Raw genomic sequence first — 24175 nt, 5'->3', positions numbered from 1 at the left:
CTACTTGGCGCGCTTCTTGCGCTTCTTCGCCGCGATCCGGGCCTCGACCGACTCCAGCAACATCTCGACGCCGTCGAAGAACAGGCGCGGGTCGCCTACCGGCCGCAGCTTGTCGGCCACGCGGTGGATGTTGGGGTAGTCGTCGGCCGACAGGTGGCGGTACTCAACCGCCCAGGCGAGCTCGTCCATGGTCCGCTCCTCATCGGGGAGCACCTGCAGGGACGCCTCCAGTGCGGAGACCGCGCGGGTGAAGTTGCCGAAGACGCGGGTGGCGACGACGGCCTCGTCGTCTTCCAGGCCAGCGCGTCGGAAGGCGTCGAGGGCGAACTCGACGTTCTTGAACTCCGTGGGCCGGCGCGTCGTGCGAGCGGCCATCTGCATCGCGAAGGCGGGGTAACGCAGGTAGTGCTCGTGGATGAGCCGTGAGATGAGCCGGAGGTCGTCGCGCCAGTCGCCGGTCGAGACCAGCTCGCTGCCGTAGGACCTCGCGCGCAGCGAGTCGATGAGCTCGAGGACCAGCTCGTCCTTGTCACGGAAGTGCCGGTAGATCGACGTCGAGTGCGCCTGCAGCTCGGTGCCGAGCGCTCCGAAGGTGAGGCCCTCGAGACCGTCCCGCTCGGCGATCTTCTCGGCCGCCTCCAGGATCACGGCGCGGCTGAGGCTGTCGCGCGGCCGTCGCTTGCGCGGCGCCGTCTCCCGTGTCGTCTGCCGGGCCGACTTGGCGGTTGGCATCGTGTGTCCACTCCTCCTGCAGGGTCGTCAGAGCCTACGGCATACCCTAAGTCAACGCCTCTGACTATCTGCATGCCTATACCTATTGCTATGTGGTGTCGAGCGCCCTAGCATCCCGATATCGGCATGGCGCGCCGGCTCGGCCGGCGCCCCGAGGACCGGCCGCAGCGCGTAGACCGAGGAGAACCGCATGTTGCGTAGCACCCGGACGTTGAGGACCCGAGCTGTCGCTGCAGTGGTGGCGGTGCTGTTCGGCGCAGCCGCCTGCAGCAGCACCCCAACGTCGGAAGGGAACACCGACAACGAGCCGGTCCCCGTCGTCGACGGCGGCGAGATCGTGATCGGCGCCGAGCAGGAGCCCGACTGCGCCGACTGGCTCGGCACCTGCTCGGGCTCGATCTGGGGCAGCTACATCATGCAGGCGACCACCATCCCGATGGCCTTCAACGCCAGGCGCGACGGCGACTCCTGGGTGCCTCAGGCCTCCGACCTGCTGGCCGGCGAGCCGATCGTGGACGAGTCCGGCGACGAGCAGACGATCACGTACTCGATCAACCCCGAGGCCGTGTGGTCGGACGGCACGCCGATCACCTCGGCCGACTTCGAGTACACCGCGCTCCAGATCCGCGACGGCAAGGACATCCTCGACAAGTCGGGCTACGACAAGATCGCCGACATCGAGACGCCGGACGAGCAGACCGTGGTCGTCACGATGAGCGAGCCCTACGCGTCCTGGCGGCAGCTCTTCAGCAGCAGCTACGGCGTGCTCCCGGCGCACATCCTCGAGGGCCAGGACCGCGGTGCACTCATGAAGGACGGCTACGACTGGAGCGGTGGGCCCTGGATCATCGAGAGCTGGCAGCGCGGCACGTCGGTGACGCTGGTGCCCAACACGGAGTACTGGGGCGAGCAGCCGCACCTCGACAAGGTCACCTTCCAGTTCATCACCGACACGGCGGCCGCGTTCCAGGCGCTCAAGAGCGGCCAGGTCGACGCGCTCTACCCCAGCCCCCAGCTCGACGCGCTCAGCCAGATCGAGGCCGGCATCCCCGGCACCAAGTCCGAGGTCGACGCGACCACCGGCAACCTCGAGGCGATCTGGCTCAACAACGTGGCTTTCCCCTTCGACTCGCAGGCGGTCCGGAAGGCGCTGGCGTACGCCATGGACCGCGACGCGATCGTGAACCGGCTCTTCGGGTCGATCGGGGTCGACAAGGCGGCCCAGTCCTTCTTCACCCCGATCCTCGGCGGGTTCGGCGAGTCCGCGTTCGACACGTACTCGCTCGACCTAGGTCAGGTCGACACCCTGATGACCGGCGACGGCTGGACGAAGGACTCCGACGGATACTGGGCCAAGGACGGTGAGCGTGCCGCCTTCACCATCGAGACGCTCGCCGGCAACAAGCGGCGCGACCTGACGCTGCAGATCCTCCAGACCCAGTTCGAGGAGGCGGGTTTCGAGATGTCGATCCACAACACCACACCGGCCGACCTCTTCGGCAAGGCGATGCCCAACGGCGACTATCAGGCGGCGCTCTACACGCTGATCGACACCTTCCCCGAGCCCCTCAACCTGTCTGCGACCTTCAAGTCCACCAACGCCCCGTCGGAAGCCAACGGCTTCTCAGGCATCAACTTCGGCCACGTGGACATCGACGGGCTCGACGAGGTGCTCGACCAGCTCGACTCGACCGTCGACGTCGGGGCACGCACCGAGGCGTCCCGCACCGCCGACCAGATGCTCGCCGAGGCGGTGCCGGCCATCCCGCTGGACGCCGTTCCCAACGTGCTGCTGTGGGCCGACAAGCTGGGCGGACCCATCAGCATCAACCCCTCGGAGGGCCCGTTCTGGAACCTCAACGAGTGGGGCTTGGCCGAATGATCCGACCCACGGCCTCGAGCAGGTAGGGCGTGCTCGCCTACGTCGGCAGGAGGCTCCTGCTGTCGGTGCCGATCGTCCTGGTGGCCTCGTTCCTCCTGTTCGTGGCCGTGCGGGCCACCTTCGACCCGCTGGCCAAGCTGCGCCAGTCTCGCGACCCGTCGGTGCTCCAGCGGGAGACCGAACGACTGGGACTCGACCAGTCGGTGCCGGAGCAGTACGTGCTCTGGCTCAAAGGGATCCTCACCGGCGACTGGGGCGTCAGCTCGCGCACGGGCGGCGACGTGCGCGAGCTGATCGTCTCGGCTCTGGGGCCCACGCTGCAGCTGATCGTGTGGGGTGTGCTGCTCGCGGTGCTGCTCGCCGGGTTCGTCTCGGTCTACTCCGCGGTGCGTCAGTACTCCTTGGGCGACCACGTCATGACCGCGCTGTCGTACGTCGGGATCGCGTTGCCGGCGTTCTGGTTCGGCCTGGTGCTGATCCAGCTGCTCGCCGTCCTGCCGCGCCAGCAGCTCGGCCTCGAGGACCCGCCGCTGTACTTCGTCGGGCTGCACTCACCCGGGCAGACCGGCTTCAACCTCGACTACGTCAGGCACCTGGTGCTCCCGGTCCTGACCCTGACCATCACGCTGGTCGCGTCGTGGAGCCGCTTCGGCCGTGCCTCGATGCTGGACGCGCTGTCGAGCGACTACGTGCGCACGGCACGGGCGAAGGGAGTCCCGCGCCGGCAGATCGTGCTGCGCCACGCGGGGCGCAACGCGCTCGCGCCGTTCGTGACCGTGGTGGCGCTCGACGCGGCGCTGCTCTTCGGAGGTCTCGTGGTGACCGAGCAGATCTACTCCATCCCGGGCATGGGCCGCCTCTTCCTCGACTCTCTGTTGACCGGCGACGTCTTCGTGCTGCTGCCGTGGATGCTCGTCGTGGCCGTCGCGGTCGTGCTCTGCAACCTGATCGCCGACGTGAGCTATGCCCTCCTCGACCCGCGGGTGCGGCTCGGATGACCGACATGGCAGCGGTCACGCAGGCGGCCGGGACCGCGCCCGCCCAGGTGTCGGGCACGCGCGAGGTGGTGCGCCGGTTCCGCAAGCACCGGCTGGCGGTCCTCGGCACGGTGGTGCTGATCCTCCTCGTCGTGGCCTGCTTCGGGGCGACCTGGCTGGCGCCGGCCGAGCAGGGTGCCCAGGACCTCGCGCTCGGCCCGACTCCGCCCTCGGGAGCGCACCTGCTCGGCACCGACGACCTCGGACGCGACTACCTGTCCGAGCTGCTGTACGCCGGTCGCATCTCCCTAGCCATCGGGTTCTTCGTCGCGATCGCGGCGACCCTGCTGGGCACGGCGGTCGGCGCGATCGCCGGCTACGTCGGCGGCGTGCTCGGGGAGGTCGTCATGCGGATCACCGACCTCTTCCTCATCGTCCCGGCCATCGCCATCCTCGCCCTCGCACTGGAGGCCCTCGGCTCCTCACCGCTCACCATCGTGCTCGTGCTGGCGGGGCTCGGCTGGCCCTACATCGCGCGGGTGGTGCGGTCGCAGGTCCTCAGCCTCCGAGAGCGTGAGTTCGTGCAGGCGGCGAAGGTGATCGGCGCGTCGACGCCGCGGATCCTCGTGCGCCACCTGCTGCCGAACCTGGCCGGGATCGTCGCGGTGAACATCTCGCTCGCCACCGCCACCGCCATCATCGTGGAGTCGACGATCAGCTTCCTCGGCTTCGGCGTTCAGCCGCCACGCACCAGCTGGGGCAACATGCTCAGCCAGGCGGCAGGCCTGGTGGGGACGCCGCAGGTCTACCTCCTCTACTTCCCCGGTCTCTTCATCCTGCTCACGGTGCTGTGCGTCAACTTCATCGGTGACGGGCTGCGCGACGCCTTCGATCCACAGGGAAAGCAGCTGTGAGCGCCGACGCGCCGCTCCTGGTGGTCGACGGGCTCACCGTCGCCTACGAGACCGAACGCGGCACCGCCCTCACCGTCGACGACCTGAGCTTCGAGGTGCGCGAGGGCGAGACCCTCGGCATCGTCGGCGAGTCCGGCTCGGGCAAGAGCATGACGTCCCTCGCGATCCTGGGTCTGCTTCCCGCGGCCGCGAAGGTCACGGGATCGATCCGGTTCCGGGGCCGCGAGCTCGTCGGGCTCGCCGACCACGAGCTGCGAGAGCTCCGCGGCAACGAGATCGCGATGGTCTTCCAGGACGCCTTGGCCGCCCTCAACCCCGTGCTCACGGTCGGCGAGCAGCTCGCGGAGGCCATCCGGGTCCACCACCCCGAGCAGTCCGCCGCCGACCTCCGGAGCCGCGCCGTCGAGCTGCTCGAGCTGGTCGGGATCCCGTCGCCCGCGGACCGGGTCGGCCAGTACCCCCACGAGTTCTCCGGCGGCATGCGCCAGCGCGCGGTGATCGCGATGAGCGTCGCCAACGAGCCCGCCCTGCTGATCGCCGACGAGCCGACGACCGCGCTCGACGTGACCGTGCAGGCGCAGGTCCTGCAGGTGCTCCGCGACGTGCAGCAGCGCACCGGCACCACGGTCATGCTGATCACCCACGACCTCGGTGTCGTCGCCGGCACCGCCGACCGCGTCCTGGTGATGTACGCCGGCAACCGCGTCGAGGAGGGGTCGGTGGAGCAGACCTTCTACGAGCCCGCCCACCCCTACACGCGCGGCCTGCTCGCCTCGCTGCCGCGACTGGACCGGCGCAGCCGCGACCAGCGTCTCTTCCAGATCGGCGGCCAGCCGCCGGCGGCCGATGCGCTCCCACCAGGTTGCCGGTTCGCGCCGCGCTGCCCGGCGTACGTCGAGGACCCGTGCTCGCTGACGAACCCGGCAGCGCGTGCGGTCGGGTCGCCCGGCGACCAGCACGAGGCCGCGTGCCACCGCGTCGACGAGCTGCGAGTGGCGACACCATGAGCGACGCGCTGGTCATCGAGGACCTGGTCAAGGAGTACCCCGTCCGGGCAGGCATCCTCGGCCGCCGGGTCGCGAGCGTGCAGGCCGTCGCCGGTGTGTCGCTGCGGATCCCGGCTGGTGAGACCTTCGGCCTGGTCGGCGAGACGGGCTGCGGCAAGAGCACGCTCGGCCGTTGCGTCGTGCACCTCACAGACGTCCAGGGAGGCGAGGTGCGGCTCGGTGAGCGGGTGATCTCCGGCCTGGGCGACCGTGCCTTCCGCGTGGTGCGCCGCCAGGTCCAGCTGGTCTTCCAGGACCCCTACGCCTCCCTCAACCCACGCCTCAGCGTGGGCGCGGCCGTCGCCGAGCCGCTCGAGGTGCACGGCCTGCACCCGGGTCGCCGGGCCGAACGGGTCCGCGAGCTGTTCGAGCTGGCCGGGCTGAACCCCGACCACGTGTCGCGCTACCCGCACGAGTTCTCGGGCGGCCAGCGTCAGCGCGTCGGGATCGCACGCGCCCTCGCCGTGGAGCCGGAGGTGCTGGTCCTTGACGAGCCGGTCAGTGCCCTCGACGTCAGCGTCCAGGCCGGCATCCTCAACCTGCTCGACGACCTGCAGACCGAGCTGGGTCTCACCTATCTCTTCATCGCCCACGACTTGTCGGTGGTGCGTCACCTGAGCCACCAGGTCGGCGTCATGTACCTCGGCACGATCGTCGAGCAGGGCCCGGTCGACGTGCTCTACGAGCGCCCGCTCCACCCCTACACGCAGGCGCTGCTCTCCGCGGTCCCGATCCCCGACCCGCGGGTCGAGCGCTCGCGCGAGCGCATCGTGCTGCGCGGAGACGTCCCGAGCCCGGTGAACCCGCCCTCGGGCTGCCGGTTCCGAACCCGCTGCTGGAAGGCCACCGAGCGGTGCGCGACGGAGGTCCCGTTGCCGCGCCCACTGGAGGACCGGCTCGTGGCCTGTCACCACGCCGAGGAGATGACGTGACCACGACCCATCGCATCGCCGTGATCCCGGGTGACGGAATCGGTCAGGAGGTGGTCCCAGAGGGACTGCGGGTCCTCGAGCGGGTCGCGGCGGCGTACGACGTCGCCTTCGACATCGAGGAGTTCGACTTCGCCTGCGCCGACTACTGGTCGCGCACCGGCCGGATGCTGCCCGACGACTGGTTCGACAGGCTGCGAGGCTTCGACGCGCTGTTCTTCGGGGCCGTCGGCTGGCCGGAGGTGGTGCCCGACCACGTGTCGCTGTGGGGCTCGCTGCTGCAGTTCCGGCGCCGCTTCGACCAGTACGTGAATCTGCGGCCGTGTCGTCTCGTCCCCGGCGTGCCGAGTCCGCTCGCCAAGGCCCGGCCCGGTGAGATCGATTTCCTGGTGGTGCGCGAGAACACCGAGGGGGAGTACTCCAGCATCGGCGGCCGGATCTTCGAGGGCACCGATCGCGAGGTGGTCGTCCAGGAGACGGTGATGACGCGGGTGGGCGTCGACCGGGTGCTCGACTACGCCTTCGAGCTCGCAGGATCACGGCCGGAGCGCAGGCTCACCTCGGCGACCAAGAGCAACGGGATCTCGATCACCATGCCCTTCTGGGACGAGCGGTTCGCCGCGGTCGGCGAGCGCTACCCCGACGTACGCCGGGAGCAGTTCCACATCGACATCCTCACCGCCAACTTCGTGCTCAAGCCCGAGCACTTCGACGTGGTCGTGGCGAGCAACCTATTCGGCGACATCCTCTCCGACCTCGGGCCCGCCTGCACGGGCACGATCGGCATCGCGCCGAGCGCCAACATCAACCCGCCTCGGGAGTTCCCGAGCCTGTTCGAGCCGGTGCACGGTTCGGCTCCCGACATCGCGGGCCGGGGGATCGCGAACCCGGTCGGCCAGATCTGGTCGGGCGCGATGATGCTCGACCACCTCGGCCACCCTGAGGCGGCGGCCGCGGTCCTGGCGGCGATCGAGTCGGTGCTCGGCGGGACGGCCGACGTGCCGCTCACCCCCGACATGGGGGGCACCGCCACCACGGTCGACCTCGGGAGCGCCATCGCCGCCGCCGTGAGGTGACGCGAGAGATGACGGCGTGACCGCGTCGTCAGGGCCGCGCTCCCTCTTCCACCGGATGGCCGAGCAGGTGCCGGCGTACGCGACGTTCCTGCTCACCAAGGAGAACCACGTCCAGCGCTGGGTGTCGAGTGGGCGGCGTACCACCTGAAGATCGTGCTGGCCGAGGTTCAGCGTGGAGTGGCGCGAGCAGGTCGCCCACCTCGTCCTGCGGCCGTTCGGCGATCCCGAGTTCTTCCCGCCGGGGGTCAAGCACCGCTACACCCGTCTCTGACGCCTGTCGGATCCGCCAGGTCTGGTGGACTCATTGCCCACGCGGAGAGGGTCAGAAAGCCACTTGTCTCTTGTTTCTCACCGAAGCGTCGACCATTACGCTGAAGTGCGACTCTGGCGCATGGTTTCGAGGGGGGATCTGCTCGTCAGGTCGACCCCGCCTGTGGTGGAGGGTGGTGATCCGGTGGAGATGTCTCGTCGGATCGCAATCGGGTGCGGTTCCCTCAGCCTCGGCATCGGCGTCGTGGTGCTGATCGGATGGGCGACGCGGACAGAAGTCCTGATAAGACTTGATGAGGGTCTCGCCGACGTGCGGGTCAACTCGGCCATCTACTCCGTGCTGATCGGGCTCGGGGTCATCTTCGCAGCGTGTCGCAGACCCACGACGGCATGGTGTTTCGCCCTGCTCGCGTGCGTCATCCCCGCGCTCACCATGGTGCAGGCCGTCACCGGTCGGGACCTGCACATCGACCTGCTGGTCCTTGCTGACGTCCAGCGCGATCTCGGCGACAGCCTCCACCCCGGACGTATGACCTTCGGCTCCGGGGTGACGATGTTCCTCCTGGCCTCGGCGCTCGTCTGGCGCCGGCGCTGGCCGCTGCTGGCGCACGTCGTGGCCGTGACCGTGTCGCTCCTCACCCTGGTCCCCTTGGTGCCGGCCCTCCTGAACGGCGGTGAGATGCCCGGCGCCCAGGGCGGCGCGGGCAAGATATCGCTGACAGGCGTCGTCATCGTGCTGATCGCCGGGATCGGCGTCGTCACGGTGATCCCGAGCGCCGGTATCACGCGCGTCCTGCGCGAACCTGGCAGCGTCGGAGGTCTGACGAGGCAGGCGTTCGCCGGCGCTGTCGTGGCCCCGGTCCTGGTCGGTGCCGCCACGATCGGTGCGCTCAAGAACGACTGGGCCACGACCACGGGGAGCATCGGCACGGTCATCGCGATGTGGATCGCCAGTCTTCTCCTGCTGCTCACCTGGCTGGGGCGGGTGGCGATCCCCGTGGAACGCGAGCGCGACACCTCCCTGGCCGAGGTGATCCGCAGCCGGGACCGGCTCGCGTTGCTCAACCGCGCGGCCCGTGACTTCGGGAGCTCGCCCGATCTCGGAAGAACTCTGGACACGGTCGTGTCAGAGGTGGCGCGCGAGCTCCACGCGGCCTGCACGGTGCAGCTGCTCGACGTCACGGGAACGCAGTTGCACGAGGCCGCTACCAGCGGCACGTCCTCGGAGCGTGACGTCTCCGTCGATGTCGCGCACGCGGACCTGGTGGCGTCTGGACGGACGCTCGGGGTCCTCACCGTCCGGCGCGACAGCGGCGGCTTCGACAAGGACGAGCGCGGCCTGGTAGCAGCGCTGGCGGATCGCGCCGCGCAGGCGATCCACAACGGCCAGATGGTCGCTGCACAGCAACGTCGCGACGCTGCCCTGGCCTCCTTCGCCGCCGAGGCCCTCGGCATCCACGATGCCGACACCTTGCGCTCCCATGCGGTCGAGAAGCTGTGCCACGCGATGGAGGCACCCTGCGGCGCTCTGCTCGGCGCCGACGACGCAGATGCGCTCGTCGTGGTCGCGGCAAGCGCTGCGGCCGCCCGACAGCTCCCGCGCGGGCTCGTCGTGACCGAGCCCCTCATCGTCGACGTGCACAACAACGGCTCGCCCCTGGTCGTCGACGACCTGCACGCGATCGGCGGCTTCGTCACCTCACCGAGCACCGGCATCGACAGCCTGCTCGCGGTGGCGGTGCCGATGCTGTCGACCGGACACGGAGGAGTGCTGGCGGTGCTCGCCGAGGGGATCGGGCGCTTCTCCGACGACGACGTCGACCTCGCTCGCGCGTTCGCCGGACTGGTCGCGGGTGCGGTGTCGCGCATCGACGCGGAGCAGGCTTCGGTCGAGTACGCGGCTGAGCGGGAGGCGCTCCTCGACCGGCTGGTCTCCGCGCAGGAGGACGAGCGCCGCCGTATCGCGGACGGCGTGCACCAGGACCAGGTCCAGGCCATCGCCGCCGTCGACCTCAGGTTGGCCGTGATCGCCGGCAAGGCCCAGCGGATGGTTCCCGAGCTCGTGGTCGACCTCGCGTTCGCGCAGGAAGCCGTCTCCGGCGCCGTCGATCGATTGCGCGCCATGTTGTTCGAGCTCGAGCCGCCCGAGGCGAGCGCGCACCTGGGCGCGGCCCTGGGCGACGCTGCGTCCTTCCTCCTCGATCCGGTCGGCACCGCGTGGAGCGTCGAGGCGCCCGAGGGCGACCTCCCCCTGACCGACGGCGAGAGCACCATGGCCTACCGCATCGCCAAGGAAGCGCTGGCCAACGTCGCGCGGCACGCGTGCGCCAGCAAGGCCACGATCTCGATCTCCCGCGAGGAGGACAGTCTGCGCGTGGTCATCGAGGACGACGGTGTCGGTATGCGACAGGTCCCGGCACGCAGCGCTCCCGGCCACCTCGGCGTCAGCAGCATGCGCGACTGGGTGCAGGCCGTCGGTGGTCACCTCAACATCGAGAGCGTCCCTGGTCGCGGCACCGTCGTGGACTACCGGCTCCCCGTGAGCGCCTGGGAACACCCGCGTCGCATTGCAGGCTGAAGCCTCGCCGCAGCACGATCTCGTCGTCCGGGAGACGACGGATGGGTCACGAGGGTGCGCATGCGGCCCCTTCCTGGTCGTGACGAAGGAGTCGGCCGGCGTCCCACCTCGGGTCCCCCCACAGCCGGCCGACTCCTCGACCGTTCCGGCGATTCTCAGCCCGGTCTCGAGGGCCTTCCGGGCGCCGACTTCGATTGGGTGCATCGGCACCAGCACAGATTGACGCTGTCAGCCGACGCGCGGCACGCCTGGGTGGGGCAGAGTTGTCTTCACCAGAGCGCACAGGGACTCGCACTGGTCTTAGAGGTCACGAGGGTGCACATGGGGCCCCTTCTTGGACGTGACGAAGGAGTCGGCCGGCGTCCCTTCCCGGTTCCCCCGCGGCCGGCCGACTCCTCGCGCCTCCGGTGCTTCGTCGCGGAATCTCGTAGGCTGCCTCGGTGGACTCCACCGAGCAGACGACGATCCGGGTCCTCGTCGTCGACGACCATCTGGTCGTCGCTGAAAGTCTTGCCCACGCGCTGATCGAGCAACCCGACATCGACGTCGTCGGGATCGCGGGTTCGCTCGCCGAGGCTCGCGCGCAGATCAACGCCAAGGCTCCAGACATCGTCCTGCTCGACCACGCTCTGCCCGACGGTGAGGGCGCCAGTGCGGTCGGCCCGTTGCTGGCCGACCACCCAGGCATCCAGATCGTCATCCTCACGGGGTCGGTGTCTGACGCCGTCCTGGTGACGGCCATGGAGCCGGGTGCGTCCGGGTTCCTCCCGAAGGGCGGCGGCCTGCCCGAGCTGGTCGATGCGGTCCGCAGCGTCGCTGCCGGCGAGATCGCCGTGCACCCGACACTGCTGCGCAGGTTGCTGCAGCGGGTCCACGGCGGCGACCCTCCCTCGCTCGCGCACACGCTGACGCCTCGGGAGAAGGAGATCTTCGCCCTCGTCGCCGAAGGGCTCACCAACCCCGCCATCGCCAAGCGGCTCTATCTCAGCGCGCACACCGTGCGCAACCACGTGGCTCGGTTGTGCGCCAAGCTCGGCGCGCACTCCAAGCTCGAGGCCCTCGCCATCGCGGTCCGTGACGGGCTGATCGACCCGCCCGAGCGCTGAGCCGCCGCCGTACGCCGCTCGGCCGTGCTCAGCCAGCGGCGCGACGGCGCGCCGTCGCGCCGGTCCCGCCAGCCGGCGCAACCTGCTCGGCGAGGTCCCGGCGCAAGGAGACGGTCAGGTCGTCGATCAGCCCTTCGAGCAGGACGCGGTCCTTGGCCGACGTACCGGACAGGCGGCGGGCGCCGGCTGCCTGCAGCACCTTGTCGGCGGCGCGGTAGGTCCGCTTGCCCAACGCGGTCGGGCTCACCACGACGATCCGATGGTCCTGCTCGTCGCTGCGGGTCTGCACCATCCCGAGGTCGAGCAGCCGTCTGACCAGCCGGGTGGCGTTGCCTCGGGTGCACAGGAGGGCGTCGGCGACCTGGGTGACGGTCATCCCCCCGCGGGGTCCGCGGTCCAGGGACCGGAGCGCCTGGTACTGCGTCGGAGTGATCTCGAACCTCGCCAGGGCGCGCCGGTTGCCGTCCTCCACGAGCAGCTGCAGCTCCTGGAGTCGTTGGAAGAGGTCGTTCATCGGCGACGGCCGTGGCGTAGGTCGACGCCGGGGGCGGGCGCGCTATATGGGAGTGGCACGGATCGAAGTCTTCCATGACCTGGGTCAACGGGACTGCACGCTGTAGGACCAATGCGTCAGCGCATCCGGGTCATGTGGTGAAGGCGTCCGTCGCCGTCTAATGGAGTCGCAGGAAGACTGCTCACCGGTCACCTGTCATCGGCACGACGATCCGGGCGGGGGTGCCGACCTTCCAGCCAAGGAGGCGCCGACCGTGAACGTCATTCAGACCTACTTCGACTGCGAGCCCTCGCAGCAGCTCGTTCCCTGCGGGACCCCTCTCGAGCTCTGGGACGCGTCCCTGACGCTGTCGCGACGCGGTGAGTGGGCCTCGATCGTGGCGCCGGGACGCGGCCGCCTCGATGCGCTCCGCAAGCTCGGGAGCCTCGTCCAGCTCGACTACAGCGACACCTACTGCCTGCCGCTGGACCTCGGCGCGGACGCCGCCGGGCGCCGGTGGGTGGGCGATGCCGAGATCCCGCTCACCACGACCGCCCACTGGCTTCCCGTCGACGGCGTCGACCTCTACTTCCTGTCCAACGACGTGCTCGACCGAGCGCCGGGCCGTCCGTCTCCCGCGCCGAGCCAGCGGGCCGCGGAGCAGCGCCAGGTCGAGCGGCTGGCCTTCCAGGTCGACACCGTCCGGTTCGTGCGCAGCTTCTTCGGCTGCGAGCAGGCGGAGATCCGCGCGCACGAGCCGTATGACCCCTTCCTGCTTCCTGCAGGGTTCGCCACCGACCGCACGAAGCAGGTGGTCAGCACGGTGCAGGGTGACCAGTCGGCCATCTCTCCCGAGCACCGAGGGCTGGTCGCTCGGCTGATGCACCTGCTCGAAGGTGACGACGAGGCCGAGGACAGGGCCGTCGCAGGCTGACCGGACGGGGTGTCGTCGGCGCCAGGGCAGGATGGGCGCATGCGGATCGTCGGAGGCCCGGTGGGGTGGCTCGGGCCCGACGCGATGGAGGCGTGCCGGGAGCTCCTGGCCGCCGGCGAGTCCGCACTGATGGTGCACCGCCCGGGTCCGACCGTCGCGTTCTCCGCGCGGGACGAGAACGACCCGCTCTACCCAGCCGCGGTGGCCGCGGCCGAGCGGGCCGGATACGCACCGGTCAAGCGGCTCGCGGGCGGCAAGGTGGTGGCCTACGACGAAGGCTGCGTCGTCGTCGACGTCGTCGGGCCGCGAGCCGAAGGCAGCATCGAGATCGACCAGCGTTTCGTCGACCTCGGCGGGCGCATCCTCAAGGTCCTGCATGGTCTGGGAGTGCCCGCCCAGGTGGGCGAGGTGCCTGGTGAGTACTGTCCCGGACCTCACAGCATCAACGTCGGCGGCACCGCCAAGGTCGTCGGTACCGCGCAGCGGGTGACCCGGCGGGCCTGGCTGTTCTCCGCGGTCGTCGTCGTACGCCGCTCGCCGGGTCTGGCTCGCGCGCTCGACGACGTGCAGGCCGCGCTCGCCCGGCCGTGGGTGCCTTCCACGCTGGGGGCGCTGACGGACTTCGCGCCGGTGACCGAGGACGAGGTCGCTGCGGGGCTGGTGGCCGGTCTCGGCTGAGCTCGACCAACGGGACGGATCAGGCCGTGAAGCCGCCGTCCGTGCGCACGACGCCGCCGTTGAGCGCCGCGCCCGCAGGCGAGCAGCAGAGCGCGATCACCTCGGCCACCTCCTCGGGCTCGATCAGCCGGCCCAGCGCCTGCCGGGCGGCGATCTCGGCGGGCGTGGTCCCGTAGAGGTCGGCGGTCGCCGACAGCATCGCGGTCCGCGTCGAGCCGGGTGCGACGGCTGTCGCGCACACACCCGTGCCGGCGAGGTCGGCCGCGAGGCCGCGCACGATGCCGATCACGGCGTGCTTGCTGGCGGCGTACCCGGTGAGGTTGCGCAGCCCGCGCTCGCCGGCGGTGGAGGTCACCGCGACGAAGCGGCACCCCGACGGGTCCGGCTGGGACAGCAGGGTCGGGATCGTCGCGGCGGCGGTGTTCCAGACTCCCTCGACGTTGATCGCGAAGAGTGTCCGGAGGTGCTCGTCGGGGGTCTCCCACTGGGGACGGCCGCCGACGACGACACCGGCAGCGGCGATGACCGCGTCGAGCCGCCCGAACCGGTCGAGCGTGGAGTTGACCGCCATGTCGAGCGCCTCGCAGTCACGCACGTCGCCGGCCAGGCACAGCACCCGGTCGGAGTCGAGGGCCGCGACGGCAGCGAGGTCGTGGGGGGTGGCGAGCGGGTAGCCCAGACCAGCCGGAACGTCGGCCCCGGAGGCCACGTCGAGCGCCGTGACGGCGTACCCCCGGCGCAGCAGCTCGGCGACGGTCGCGGCACCGATGCCGCGGGCGCCCCCGGTCACCAAGGCGACCCGTTCGGCGGACTCAGGCGTGACCGGCATGGCCCCAGCCTCCCGCATGGTGGCCGGTCCCGCTCCGGACGGCCGTCCGCATGAGAAGGGCCGTCCACCTGAAGGCGCCGCCGCGCCAGTTTCTTGACTCGTTCAGGAATAGCGGCTTGGATTCACAGGTGCCCTTCTCCGATCACTCCGAGCGGCTGCGCGAGGCCGGGCTCCGGGTCACCCAGCCACGGCTGGCGCTGCTGGAGGCGGTCGGCGCGCTGCCGCACGCCGACACCGAGTCGCTGATCGGCGCCGTACGCCGCGACCTCCCGGCCGTGTCGCACCAAGCGGTCTACGACTCTCTGCACGCGCTGACCGCGGCCGGCCTCGTACGCCGCATCCAGCCGCTCGGCTCGGTGGCCCGCTACGAGGCGCGGGTCGGCGACAACCACCACCACGTCGTGTGCCGGTCCTGCGGTGCGATCGCCGACGTGGACTGCGCCGTCGGCGAGATGCCGTGCCTGACCGCCTCCGACGCGAGCGGCTTCGCGATCGACGAGGCCGAGGTCATCTACTGGGGCACCTGCGCTGACTGTTCCAGCCCGACAACCGGTGCCGACCGGTCCACCCGCCCCACCACGACACGTTCGTGACACCCATCCACACAGCACCATCGCGAAAGGTTGCACATGTCCGAGAACCCCACTGACGGCCAGGGCGTCACCCCGACGGGAAGCGAGAGCGAGAACCCCGCGATCGACGCGCCCACGCCGTCGACCGACAGGCGGCCGCGTACCAACAAGGACTGGTGGCCCAACCAGCTCGACCTGTCGGTGCTGCGCCAGCACTCGCCGGCATCCAACCCGATGGACGGCGTCGACTACGCCAAGGAGTTCGCCGGCCTCGACGTCGACGCCCTCAAGGCCGACATCGTCGACCTGATGCGGACCTCGCAAGACTGGTGGCCCTCGGACTTCGGCCACTACGGCCCGCTCTTCATCCGGATGTCCTGGCACGCCGCCGGCACCTACCGCATCTCCGACGGTCGTGGTGGAGCGGGCGACGGTGCCCAGCGCTTCGCGCCGCTCAACAGCTGGCCCGACAACGCCAACCTCGACAAGGCCCGCCGGCTGCTGTGGCCGGTGAAGAAGAAGTACGGCAAGGCGATCTCGTGGGCCGACCTGCTGGTGCTCGCCGGCAACGTCGCGCTCGAGGACATGGGCTTCGAGACCTTCGGCTTCGGCTTCGGCCGCGAGGACGTGTGGGAGCCCGAGGAGATCTTCTGGGGGTCGGAGGACACCTGGCTCGGCGACGAGCGCTACAGCGGCGACCGTCAGCTGTCGAAGCCTCTCGGCGCGGTCCAGATGGGTCTCATCTATGTCAACCCCGAGGGCCCCAACGGCAACCCCGACCCGCTGGCCGCCGCGCGCGACATCCGCGAGACGTTCGCCCAGATGGCGATGAACGACGAGGAGACCGTCGCGCTGATCGCCGGTGGACACACCTTCGGCAAGACCCACGGTGCCGCGTCCGGCGACCACGTCGGTCCCGAGCCGGAGGCAGCACCGATCGAGGCGCAGGGCCTCGGCTGGCACAGCAGCTACGGCTCGGGCAAGGGCGGGGACACCGTCACCAGCGGTCTTGAGGTGACTTGGACCCAGACCCCGACCCGCTGGGACAACGGGTTCTTCAAGAACCTCTTCGCCCACGAGTGGGAGCTGACCAAGTCGCCGGCAGGCGCGCACCAGTGGGTGGCCAAGGACGCGGAGGCCGACGTGCCCGACGCCCACGACGCGTCCAAGAAGCACCGTCCGACGATGTTGACCACCGACCTCGCGCTGCGCTTCGACCCGGAGTACGAGAAGGTCTCGCGGCGCTTCGCCGAGGACGTGGACGTCTTCAGGCTCGCTTTCGCCAAGGCCTGGTACAAGCTGCTCCACCGCGACATGGGCCCGGTCGAGCGGTTCCTCGGCCCCTGGGTCCCCGAGGCGCAGCTGTGGCAGGACCCGGTGCCACCGGTCGACCACGAGCTCGTCAACGACGCCGACGTCGCCGCCCTCAAGCAGGCCATCCGCGACAGCGGGCTTTCGGTCTCGCAGCTCGCCACGACCGCGTGGGCGTCCGCGTCCAGCTACCGCGGCACCGACAAGCGGGGCGGCGCCAACGGTGCGCGCATCCGCCTGGAGCCGCAGCGGACCTGGGAGGTCAACCAGCCCGAGCAGCTCGCCGAGGTCCTCGCGGGGCTCGAGCGGGTCAAGGCCGACTTCGAGGCCGGCGGCAAGAAGGTGTCGCTCGCCGACCTGATCGTGCTCGCCGGTGGCGTCGCGGTCGAGGAGGCGGCCAAGGCCGCCGGCCACGACGTGACGGTGCCCTTCCACCCCGGCCGCACCGACGCCACGCAGGAGCAGACCGACGCCGACACCTTCGCGCCGCTCGAGCCGCGCGCCGACGGCTTCCGCAACTACCTCCACGCCGGGGAGAAGCTCCAGCCGGAGGTGCTGCTGCTCGACCGCGCCAACCTGCTCACGCTGACCGTGCCGGAGATGACCGTGCTCGTCGGCGGTCTCCGGGCGCTGGGCACCAACGTCGGCGGTTCGTCGTACGGCGTCCTGACGGACCGCCCCGGTGTGCTGACGAACGACTTCTTCGTCAACCTGCTCTCGGGCGGCACGGTCTGGAAGGCCTCCAAGGAGACCGAGAACGTCTACGAGATCAGGGATCTCGCGACCGACGAGGTGAAGTGGACCGCGACGGCCGTCGACCTGGTCTTCGGCTCCAACTCGCAGCTGCGGGCCCTGTCGGAGGTCTATGCCAGCGACGACGCGAGCGAGAAGTTCGTCGCCGACTTCGTGAAGGCCTGGGTCAAGGTGATGGAGCTCGACCGCTTCGACCTGAAGTAGTCGCCTCGCAACGTCGTACGGGCGGAGCCGTCCAAGGCTCCGTCCGTACGACGTCCCCCGGCTGGGGCAGTCGGCGAGTCGTCGTGGAACCCGGGCAAATGCCCGATGTGGGGGCGGCGCTGCACGGCCTACGGTCCGACGGTCCGGTGCGACCGTCGTGCCGGCGGGGGGAGGTGGCGCGATGCGCCGGATGATCACGGCACTGGTCCTGAGCCTGGCGGCTGTCCTGCTGGCGCCGGGAGTCGCTCACGCCGATGCGCAGCTGGTCGCGTACGGCCACGTCTCCAGCTGCGCCGACCAGGGCGTCAACGTGCAGAACCCGACTTCGGGCGCGGTGAACCTGAGGATCTACCAGGACGGGGTGCAGGTGTTTCCTGCGTCCGGCTGGTCGTCGCGACGCGCCAGCGCCACGTTCTTCGTCCGCTGGCCCCTCCCGGCGCCGGGGTCCCAGGGAGAGAGCCGCGTGGTCGAGGAGGCCGCGGACGGCTCCGAGGTCCTGCTGACCACGACGACGTACGTGCGCCCCGGGTTCTGTGACACGGTCACGGCGACGATCACGGAGAACTGTGGTCAGCTGCGGGTGCAGGCGTACAACGGGTGGACCTCGACCGTCGACCTCGGCCTTGCCCGCTCCCTGGCTGTCGGTGGGGCCACGGCCGAGCTCGACCGGGTCCAGCTCGCTGCGGGAGGCTCGTACGACAAGACGTTCGCGCTCGGACCCTGGCGCAACGTCGGCGCAGCGATCAGGTTCGGCAACTTCGTCCACTACCTGACCATCTACGACGTGACGGGTGCCTGCGACCCGGAGCCGCCGACGGCGACGATCACCTCGCCGGCCGACGGGGCGTCGTACGTCCTCGGCTCGTCGGTCGCCGCCGACTACGCGTGCGCCGACGGGGGCTTGGGGTCCAGTGGGCTCGCGAGCTGCGTCGGCACCGTCGCCGACGGTGCCGCGGTCGACACGACGACCGTGGGCTCGCACGAGTTCGTGGTGACCGCGACCGACAACTCCGGGCAGACCGGCGGCGCGACGAGCACGTACGACGTGGTCTACGACTGGTCGGGCTTCTTCGCGCCGATCGACGCCGCGCCCGTCGTCAACACGACCAAGGCAGGCGCGGCGGTGCCGATGAAGTTCGGGCTGGGCGGTGACCAGGGTGTCGACGTGCTGGCCGCCGGGTCGCCGAGCTCGCGAGCAGTGGCCTGTGTGGGCGGTACGCCGACCGACGAGCTCGAGCAGACGTCGACCGCGGGCAGCTCGGGGCTGAGCTACGACGCGACCACGCAGACCTACACCTACGTCTGGAAGACGCAGAAGGCCTGGGCCAACAGCTGCCGGCAGCTCGTGGTCGAGCTGGTCGACGGGACGACGCACACGGCGGCCTTCCGCTTCAAGTAGGCGGATGCTTCAAGAGGTCGGACGGCAGGTCGGCTCAGAAGACGCGGGCGCGGCGACCTCGGCGTGCGGGCGGGCCTGCCACAGCGCCCAGTCGGCGCTGACCTCGCCGGCCGTCCGCAGCAGGTGGGGCAGGTGGTCGTCGAGCAACGTGTCGACGCTGGTCTCGGCGGCGTGCGCGGTGACGTTCATGGCAGCGCGGACCGCGCCCGTGCCGTCGCGCACCGGCACCGCCACCGAGCGGACCCCGGGTGCTAGCTCCTCGTCGGCGAGCGCCCAGCCGCGCGCGCGGACCTGGGCGAGCTCGTCCTGGAGCTGCTCCGGGGTGCGCCCGATGTACGGCGGCAGCCCGGCCTGGCTCGGCTGGGCCAGCGTGACCTCGACCTGGTCGGGCGCGAGCGCCGCGAGCAGCACCTTGCCCTGGGAGGTCTGCGCCGCCGGGAAGCGCGTGCCGATCTCGACGCGCAGGGCGATGATCTTCGGGACGGAGACGCGGGCGACGTACACGATGTCCGACCCGTCGAGCTGGGCCATCGACGATGACTCGCCCGTGCGGGCGACCAGGTCCTCGAGGTGCGGCCGGGCGACCTCCCACAGGCCCTGGGCGCCGACGTACGCCAGGCCGAGCGCGAGCACGCGCGGGGTGAGCTCGTAGGTCCCGTCGCGCACCCGCACATGGCCGAGCTCCTCGAGCGTCAGCAGGAGCCTGCGCGCGGTCGGCCGCGCCAGGTCGGCGCCGGCCGCGACCTCGGCCAGGGTCAGCCTCCCGGCTCCGAGGGCGCGGACCACGTCGAGCCCGCGCGCGAGCGCCTCGACGAAGTCGGGACCGTGCCCTCGTCCCGCCATCAGCTTCCGGGGTCGCCGAACATGGTGCCGCGGGCCTCGCGGGTGGCGTCGGACTTGTAGTCGGTGTACTGGTAAGGGTTGTCGAGCACGGACCCAGGCGGCAGGTCGGGGTTCATCCCGCTCATCCAGGCGTCCTCGCCGATGGTCGAGACGAGGAAGTCGACGGTGTTGTCCACCGCGGTGCGCATCGCCGGCAGGTCGGCGCCGACGAGTCGCCCGTCCGCCTTCACGACGTGCCCGTCGACCACCACGGTGTGCACGTCGCCGCGCTGGGCCTGGAAGGCCACATGGCCGTAGGGGTTCAGGAGCGGGAACGACACCGGTGAGTGGTCGTTCTTGATCAGCACCACGTCGGCCTTCTTGCCGGCGACGAGCTGCCCGAGGTCGTCGCGGCCGAGGGCCGCGGCCCCGCCACGCGTGGCCCACTCGACGACGTGCTCCGCCCGCAACGACGAGTGGGTGACGGTGTCGCCCTTCACGTGCGCCTCGAGGTGCTCACGGGAGCGGTCGGCGCCCAGCGTCGACCGCATCGCGGTGAAGAGGTCGCCGCTCCACCAGACGCTGGTGTCCATCGACAGCGACACCGGGATGCCGTGCTGGCGCACCTGCCAGGTGGGCGGGTAGCCCTGGCCCGCGCTCTGCTCCGACTCCGTCGACACCGAGATCGACGCGCCGGTCGAGGCGATGCGGTGATAGCTGTCGGCGGTCAGCGTCGCCGCGTGCACGAAGACGTCGTCGGAGCCGATCAGGCCCGCCTCGTGCGCGAGCCGGATGCCGTCGTCGTTGGTCGCGCCCCAGACGCCGGCGTGCGTGGTGACCGCGAGGCCCAGGTCGCGGGCGAACTCGTAGGCCGCACGCTCCGGGAACGACGGGTCGCCGGTGACGTCGAAGGCGAGCTGGAAACCGAGCCGGTCGCTGCGGGTACGCCGCTCGAAGAAGCTGCGCACGGCCGCGTCGGCCGTCCACTCCCAGGGCGCGGCCTGGATGTTGCCGTAGGCGAGCACGAACCGGCCGGGCACCGACTCGAGCGCGTCGGCCGCCGCGTCGGCGTGGTCGGTGGTCTGCAGGCCGTGGGACCAGTCGACCGTCGTCGTGACGCCCGCCTCGAGCGACTCCCAGGCGGAGAGCACGTTGCCGGCGTGGATGTCCTCGGGCCGGAAGTGCTTGCCGTGCTCGAGGTAGTACCAGACGAAGTACTGCGTCAGCGTCCAGTCGGCGCCGTAGGCCCGCATGGCGGTCTGCCACATGTGCCGGTGGGTGTCGATCATGCCGGGCATCACGATGCCGCCCGAGGCGTCGACCTCCACGGCGCCGTCGGGGGCGGCGAGGCCGGTCCCCACGTCGGCGACGGTGTCGTCGACGACCAGGACGTCGGCACCGGTCAGCACGGTGTGCGCGTCGTCCATGGTGAGGACGGTGCCGTTGCGGAAGAGCACCGGTCGGTGGTCTGCTGGCGCGCTCATGACGCTGACTCCTTCTCGGACGCATGTCCGTCTGACGGTCAACCCGAGTCGATCTGAGCACCTTGTCCCGCTAGATTGCCCGTGTCAAGAGTCATCTCCACGCCCGGACGACTGTCCGAAGGAGGCGCGATGAGCGCACACACGGGGCCCCTCGCCGGACTGGTGGTCGCCGACTTCTCCCGCATCCTGGCCGGCCCCTACGCCACGATGCTCCTCGCCGACCTGGGCGCCGAGGTGATCAAGGTGGAGGGCCCGGCGGGGGACGACACCCGCACCTGGGTGCCGCCCGTGCGGGACGGCATCTCGACCTACTACCTCGGCGTCAACCGCAACAAGCGCTCCATCGCGCTGGACTTCAAGGACGCCGACGACCTCGCCGTCGCCCAGGAGCTCGCCGCGCGGGCCGACATCATGATCGAGAACTTCCGGCCGGGTGGCCTGGTCCGCTACGGGCTCGACTACGACACCGTGTCGGCCGCCAACCCAGGTGTCGTCTACGCGTCGATCAGCGGGTTCGGCAGCCAGGAGCAGGGGGCCGCGCTCCCGGGCTACGACCTGATCGTGCAGGCGATCTCCGGGTTGATGAGCCTGACCGGGAGCCCCGACGGGCCGGCGTACCGCTCCGGCATCTCGGTGTTCGACGTGATGGCCGGCCTGCACGCCACCATCGGGGTGCTGGCCGCATTGCAGGTACGCCGCGAGTCCGGGCTCGGCCAGCACGTCGAGGTCAACCTCATGTCGTCAGCGCTCTCGGGGATGGTCAACCAATCGAGCGCCTACGTCGCCGGAGGCGTGGTGCCGATGCGTATGGGCAACGGACACCCGAGCCTCTACCCGTACGAGCCGTTGCCGTGCGCCGACCGGGACTTGATCCTGACCTCGGGCAACAGCGCGCAGTTCCGCAGGCTGGTCGAGGTGCTCGGCGTGCCCGAGCTGGCCGACGACCCGAGGTTCGCGCGCAACGAGGACCGCACGGCCAACCGTGACCAGCTGCGGCCGCTCCTGGTCGAGCGGTTGCGGACGCGCACGGCGATGGAGTGGTTCGCCGACATCACCGCCGCCGGCGTGCCCTGCGGCCCGATCAACACCATCGACGACGGCGTCGCCTTCGCCGAGAGCGTCGGCCTCGACCCTGTGGTCGTCGTGGGGGAGGGTGCCGACGCGGTGCCGTCGGTGCGCAACCCGATCACCTTCTCCGAGACACCGGTCAGCTATGACCGGCCGCCGCCACGGCTCGACCAGCACGGCGAGGAGATCCGGGCATGGTTGAAGGAGCCTCGATGAGCGACGAAGAGCCAGGGCTGCGGTTCCCCACCTCGTTGGGCACCTCGACCGCCGACGAGATCAGGCTGCTCGGTCAGGACCTCACCGAGGACCTCATGGGCAAGGTGGGCTTCGGTGAGCTGGCCTTCTGGCTGGTGGCGCTGCGCCGGCCGACGGCCCAGGAGACCCGGGTCTTCGAGGCGGTGCTCGTCGCGCTGGCCGACCACGGCTTCACGCCGACCGCGATCGCGGCGCGGCTGACCTACCTCTCCGCCCCCGACTCCCTCCAGGGTGCGCTCGCCGCAGGCCTGCTCGGCGGGGGTTCGCGGTTCCTCGGCGTCACCGAGGACTGCGGGCAGTACCTCCACGACGTGCTCGCCACGGTCGACGGCGACCTGCCGTCCGACGAGGCGGGCTGGGACGCGCTCGCGCTCGCCGCCGTGCGCCGCACGCGTGAGCAGGGCGCCTTCGTGCCCGGCCTCGGCCACCCGGTCCACAAGGTGGAGGACCCGCGCACGCCACGGCTCCTCGCGATCGCCGAGGAGGAAGGGCTGCGAGGCCCGCACCTGCGCCTCTTCGAGGCGATCGGTCGCGTGCATCCCGAGGTGTTCGGACGAACCCTGCCGCTGAACGGCGCCGGGGTCTGCGGCGCCGCCCTGGCAGACCTCGGGCTGCCGGTCGAGCTCCTGCGCGGCTTCGCCCTGCTGGCTCGGGCGGCCGGGCTGCTGGGGCAGATCGCCGAGGAGCAGCGCCGCCCCATCGGGATGGAGGCCTACCTCACCGTCGACCGCAACGCCGTGTACGTCGACCCGAGCGCCGAGCAGGAGCCGTCATGAAGGCAGCCGTCGTCACCGCGCACGGGGAGGCGCCGGAGTACGCCGAGCACCCGGACCCGCTGCCCGGCAACGACCGGGTGCTGGTGCGGATGACCGCGGCGCCGGTGGTTCCCCTCGACCTGCTGTGCGCCTCCGGGACGTCGTACTTCGGACCGCCCGCGCTGCCCTACGTGCCCGGTGTCCAAGGGGTCGGCCGGCTCGACGACGGCACGCGCGTGTGGGTGAACTCGTCGGCCGGCATGGCTCCCGGTGACGGCACGCTCGCGGAGCAGTACGTCGTGTCGCAGGCCGACGTCGTACCAGTCGAGGTGGCGCTCGTCGACACCGCGGTGGCAGCGCTCGGCCTCTCCGGGGTGGCCGCCTGGGGTGCTGTGACGCGTGCGGCCTTGCAGGACGGTGAGCGGATGCTGGTGCTGGGCGCCGGTGGCGCTGTCGGCCAGGTGGCCCTGGGGGTCGCCCGGGCGCGCGGCGCGGCACGGGTGGTCGCGGTGTGTCGGCCCGGCGCGTCGGCCGACCGGGCGGCCGCCGCCGGCGCGGACGAGGTGGTGACGCTGCCCGAGGGCGAGGACGACGTCGCGCTCGCCGAGGCGATGCAGGCAGCGCTGGGCGGGCCCGCTGATGTGGTCGTCGACCCGGTCTTCGGCTGGGTCGCGGGCGCCGCGTGCCGGGCGCTGGCGCCACGTGGCCGGCTGGTCAACCTGGGCGGCTCGGCGGGCGACGGCGCCACGCTCTCGTCGGCGGTGCTGCGCGGCAAGTCGCTGACCGTGCTCGGCTACACCAACAACTCGCTGACCCCCGACCAACGGGCCGAAGCGCTGACCGGCGTGCTCGGGCTCGCTGCGGCCGGGCAGGTGCGGCTCGCCCACGAGGTGCGGCCGCTCGCGGAGGTGGCCGACGCCTGGCGGGCCGTCGCCACCGGCGTGGCCGTCCGCCAGGTCCTCTCGACCTGAGCTGAGGTCGTCGAAGGATCGGTGGTCGAGGAGGTTGCGCAGCAACCGTCACGAGCCCGAGTGAGTGGGGCGCCGACGTCGGTCGTCGGGGGTTCCGTGACGTCGCTCAGCGGCTCCTCCTCAACCACCGACGTGCG

General features: G+C 70.9%; 22 protein-coding genes. 17 read left to right on the top strand and 5 right to left on the bottom strand.

All coding sequences use genetic code 11. The annotated features are described in order from the left end of the window. A complete protein-coding gene (locus ABD295_RS16505; protein WP_344304897.1) occupies window positions 1-732 on the bottom strand; it encodes a TetR/AcrR family transcriptional regulator in 732 nt (243 codons plus the stop codon). A gap of 190 nt (window positions 733-922) precedes the next feature. On the opposite strand from ABD295_RS16505, the gene ABD295_RS16500 reads away from it, so the two are divergent. The 9 genes from ABD295_RS16500 to ABD295_RS16460 all read left to right on the top strand — a co-directional run bounded on the left by ABD295_RS16500 (window position 923) and on the right by ABD295_RS16460 (window position 11510). Beyond that, the gene (locus ABD295_RS16500) at window positions 923-2614 is read left to right on the top strand and encodes a peptide ABC transporter substrate-binding protein (RefSeq protein WP_344304896.1); all 1692 of its coding nucleotides are present in this window, start codon (window positions 923-925) and stop codon (window positions 2612-2614) included. 29 nt (window positions 2615-2643) lie between these two features. Next, window positions 2644-3612 (top strand): ABC transporter permease, encoded by a 969-nt coding sequence (locus ABD295_RS16495; RefSeq protein ID WP_344304895.1) that lies wholly within the window; start codon window positions 2644-2646, stop codon window positions 3610-3612. A 5-nt stretch (window positions 3613-3617) separates the two neighbouring features. Next, window positions 3618-4505, top strand: coding sequence for an ABC transporter permease (locus ABD295_RS16490; protein ID WP_344304894.1), 888 nt, complete (start codon window positions 3618-3620; stop codon window positions 4503-4505). Beyond that, entirely contained in the window at window positions 4502-5512 is a 1011-nt protein-coding gene (locus tag ABD295_RS16485; RefSeq protein ID WP_344304893.1) for an ABC transporter ATP-binding protein, read from the top strand. Before ABD295_RS16490 ends, ABD295_RS16485 begins: the two co-directional genes overlap by 4 nt. Then, complete coding sequence (locus tag ABD295_RS16480) at window positions 5509-6483, top strand: ABC transporter ATP-binding protein (protein ID WP_344304892.1); 975 nt, start codon at window positions 5509-5511, stop codon at window positions 6481-6483. Before ABD295_RS16485 ends, ABD295_RS16480 begins: the two co-directional genes overlap by 4 nt. Further along, window positions 6480-7556 carry a tartrate dehydrogenase gene (locus tag ABD295_RS16475; RefSeq protein ID WP_344304891.1) on the top strand — a complete coding sequence of 359 codons (1077 nt, stop codon included), beginning with the start codon at window positions 6480-6482 and terminating at the stop codon, window positions 7554-7556. The genes ABD295_RS16480 and ABD295_RS16475 overlap by 4 nt, the downstream gene beginning before the upstream one ends. 16 nt (window positions 7557-7572) lie before the next feature. Then, complete coding sequence (locus ABD295_RS16470) at window positions 7573-7704, top strand: hypothetical protein (RefSeq protein WP_344304890.1); 132 nt, start codon at window positions 7573-7575, stop codon at window positions 7702-7704. Between the two features lie 312 nt (window positions 7705-8016). Continuing rightward, window positions 8017-10404: a sensor histidine kinase gene (locus tag ABD295_RS16465; protein ID WP_344305460.1), complete on the top strand. Its 2388-nt coding sequence runs from the start codon at window positions 8017-8019 to the stop codon at window positions 10402-10404. A gap of 440 nt (window positions 10405-10844) precedes the next feature. Continuing rightward, a complete protein-coding gene (locus ABD295_RS16460) occupies window positions 10845-11510 on the top strand; it encodes a response regulator (RefSeq protein WP_344304889.1) in 666 nt (221 codons plus the stop codon). Between the two features lie 28 nt (window positions 11511-11538). Here the strand turns inward: ABD295_RS16460 and ABD295_RS16455 are convergent, their stop codons facing one another. Beyond that, window positions 11539-12024, bottom strand: coding sequence for a MarR family winged helix-turn-helix transcriptional regulator (locus tag ABD295_RS16455; RefSeq protein WP_344304888.1), 486 nt, complete (start codon window positions 12022-12024; stop codon window positions 11539-11541). A gap of 253 nt (window positions 12025-12277) precedes the next feature. Here ABD295_RS16455 and ABD295_RS16450 point away from each other — a divergent pair, with 253 nt between their 5' ends. Together ABD295_RS16450 and ABD295_RS16445 are read left to right on the top strand one after the other, a co-directional pair. Further along, a complete protein-coding gene (locus ABD295_RS16450) occupies window positions 12278-12937 on the top strand; it encodes a hypothetical protein (RefSeq protein ID WP_344304887.1) in 660 nt (219 codons plus the stop codon). A gap of 39 nt (window positions 12938-12976) precedes the next feature. Further along, a complete protein-coding gene (locus ABD295_RS16445; RefSeq protein WP_344304886.1) occupies window positions 12977-13615 on the top strand; it encodes a lipoyl protein ligase domain-containing protein in 639 nt (212 codons plus the stop codon). Window positions 13616-13634: 19 nt separating this feature from the next. Here ABD295_RS16445 and ABD295_RS16440 read toward each other — a convergent pair whose 3' ends face one another. Then, window positions 13635-14444, bottom strand: a complete 810-nt coding sequence (locus tag ABD295_RS16440; RefSeq protein ID WP_344304885.1) for a mycofactocin-coupled SDR family oxidoreductase — start codon at window positions 14442-14444, stop codon at window positions 13635-13637. A gap of 128 nt (window positions 14445-14572) precedes the next feature. Between ABD295_RS16440 and ABD295_RS16435 the strand changes: the two genes are divergently transcribed. The 3 genes from ABD295_RS16435 to ABD295_RS16425 all read left to right on the top strand — a co-directional run bounded on the left by ABD295_RS16435 (window position 14573) and on the right by ABD295_RS16425 (window position 18683). Beyond that, on the top strand, window positions 14573-15037 hold the full coding sequence (locus tag ABD295_RS16435; RefSeq protein ID WP_344304884.1) for a Fur family transcriptional regulator: 465 nt from the start codon (window positions 14573-14575) through the stop codon (window positions 15035-15037). A 36-nt stretch (window positions 15038-15073) separates the two neighbouring features. Continuing rightward, entirely contained in the window at window positions 15074-17284 is a 2211-nt protein-coding gene (gene katG, locus ABD295_RS16430) for a catalase/peroxidase HPI (protein ID WP_344304883.1), read from the top strand. Between the two features lie 181 nt (window positions 17285-17465). Further along, on the top strand, window positions 17466-18683 hold the full coding sequence (locus ABD295_RS16425) for a PxKF domain-containing protein (RefSeq protein WP_344304882.1): 1218 nt from the start codon (window positions 17466-17468) through the stop codon (window positions 18681-18683). Between the two features lie 9 nt (window positions 18684-18692). Here the strand turns inward: ABD295_RS16425 and ABD295_RS16420 are convergent, their stop codons facing one another. Together ABD295_RS16420 and ABD295_RS16415 are read right to left on the bottom strand one after the other, a co-directional pair. Beyond that, window positions 18693-19526 carry an IclR family transcriptional regulator domain-containing protein gene (locus tag ABD295_RS16420; RefSeq protein ID WP_344304881.1) on the bottom strand — a complete coding sequence of 278 codons (834 nt, stop codon included), beginning with the start codon at window positions 19524-19526 and terminating at the stop codon, window positions 18693-18695. Then, window positions 19526-20989 carry an amidohydrolase family protein gene (locus tag ABD295_RS16415; protein ID WP_344304880.1) on the bottom strand — a complete coding sequence of 488 codons (1464 nt, stop codon included), beginning with the start codon at window positions 20987-20989 and terminating at the stop codon, window positions 19526-19528. Before ABD295_RS16415 ends, ABD295_RS16420 begins: the two co-directional genes overlap by 1 nt. 129 nt (window positions 20990-21118) lie before the next feature. On the opposite strand from ABD295_RS16415, the gene ABD295_RS16410 reads away from it, so the two are divergent. From ABD295_RS16410 to ABD295_RS16400, 3 genes are read left to right on the top strand one after another with little or no spacing between them, the layout of a single operon-like run. Beyond that, window positions 21119-22273: a CaiB/BaiF CoA transferase family protein gene (locus ABD295_RS16410; RefSeq protein WP_344304879.1), complete on the top strand. Its 1155-nt coding sequence runs from the start codon at window positions 21119-21121 to the stop codon at window positions 22271-22273. Beyond that, a complete protein-coding gene (locus ABD295_RS16405; protein WP_344304878.1) occupies window positions 22270-23088 on the top strand; it encodes a citryl-CoA lyase in 819 nt (272 codons plus the stop codon). Before ABD295_RS16410 ends, ABD295_RS16405 begins: the two co-directional genes overlap by 4 nt. After that, entirely contained in the window at window positions 23085-24038 is a 954-nt protein-coding gene (locus tag ABD295_RS16400) for a quinone oxidoreductase family protein (protein ID WP_344304877.1), read from the top strand. The genes ABD295_RS16405 and ABD295_RS16400 overlap by 4 nt, the downstream gene beginning before the upstream one ends. The last annotated feature ends 137 nt before the right edge of the window (window positions 24039-24175 follow it).

This window comes from Nocardioides bigeumensis, from assembly GCF_039531755.1.
Taxonomy (GTDB): Bacteria; Actinomycetota; Actinomycetes; order Propionibacteriales; family Nocardioidaceae; genus Nocardioides; species Nocardioides bigeumensis.
The sequence above is the reverse complement of the archived record's forward strand: the minus strand, read 5'-3'. Positions and strand labels throughout refer to the sequence as shown.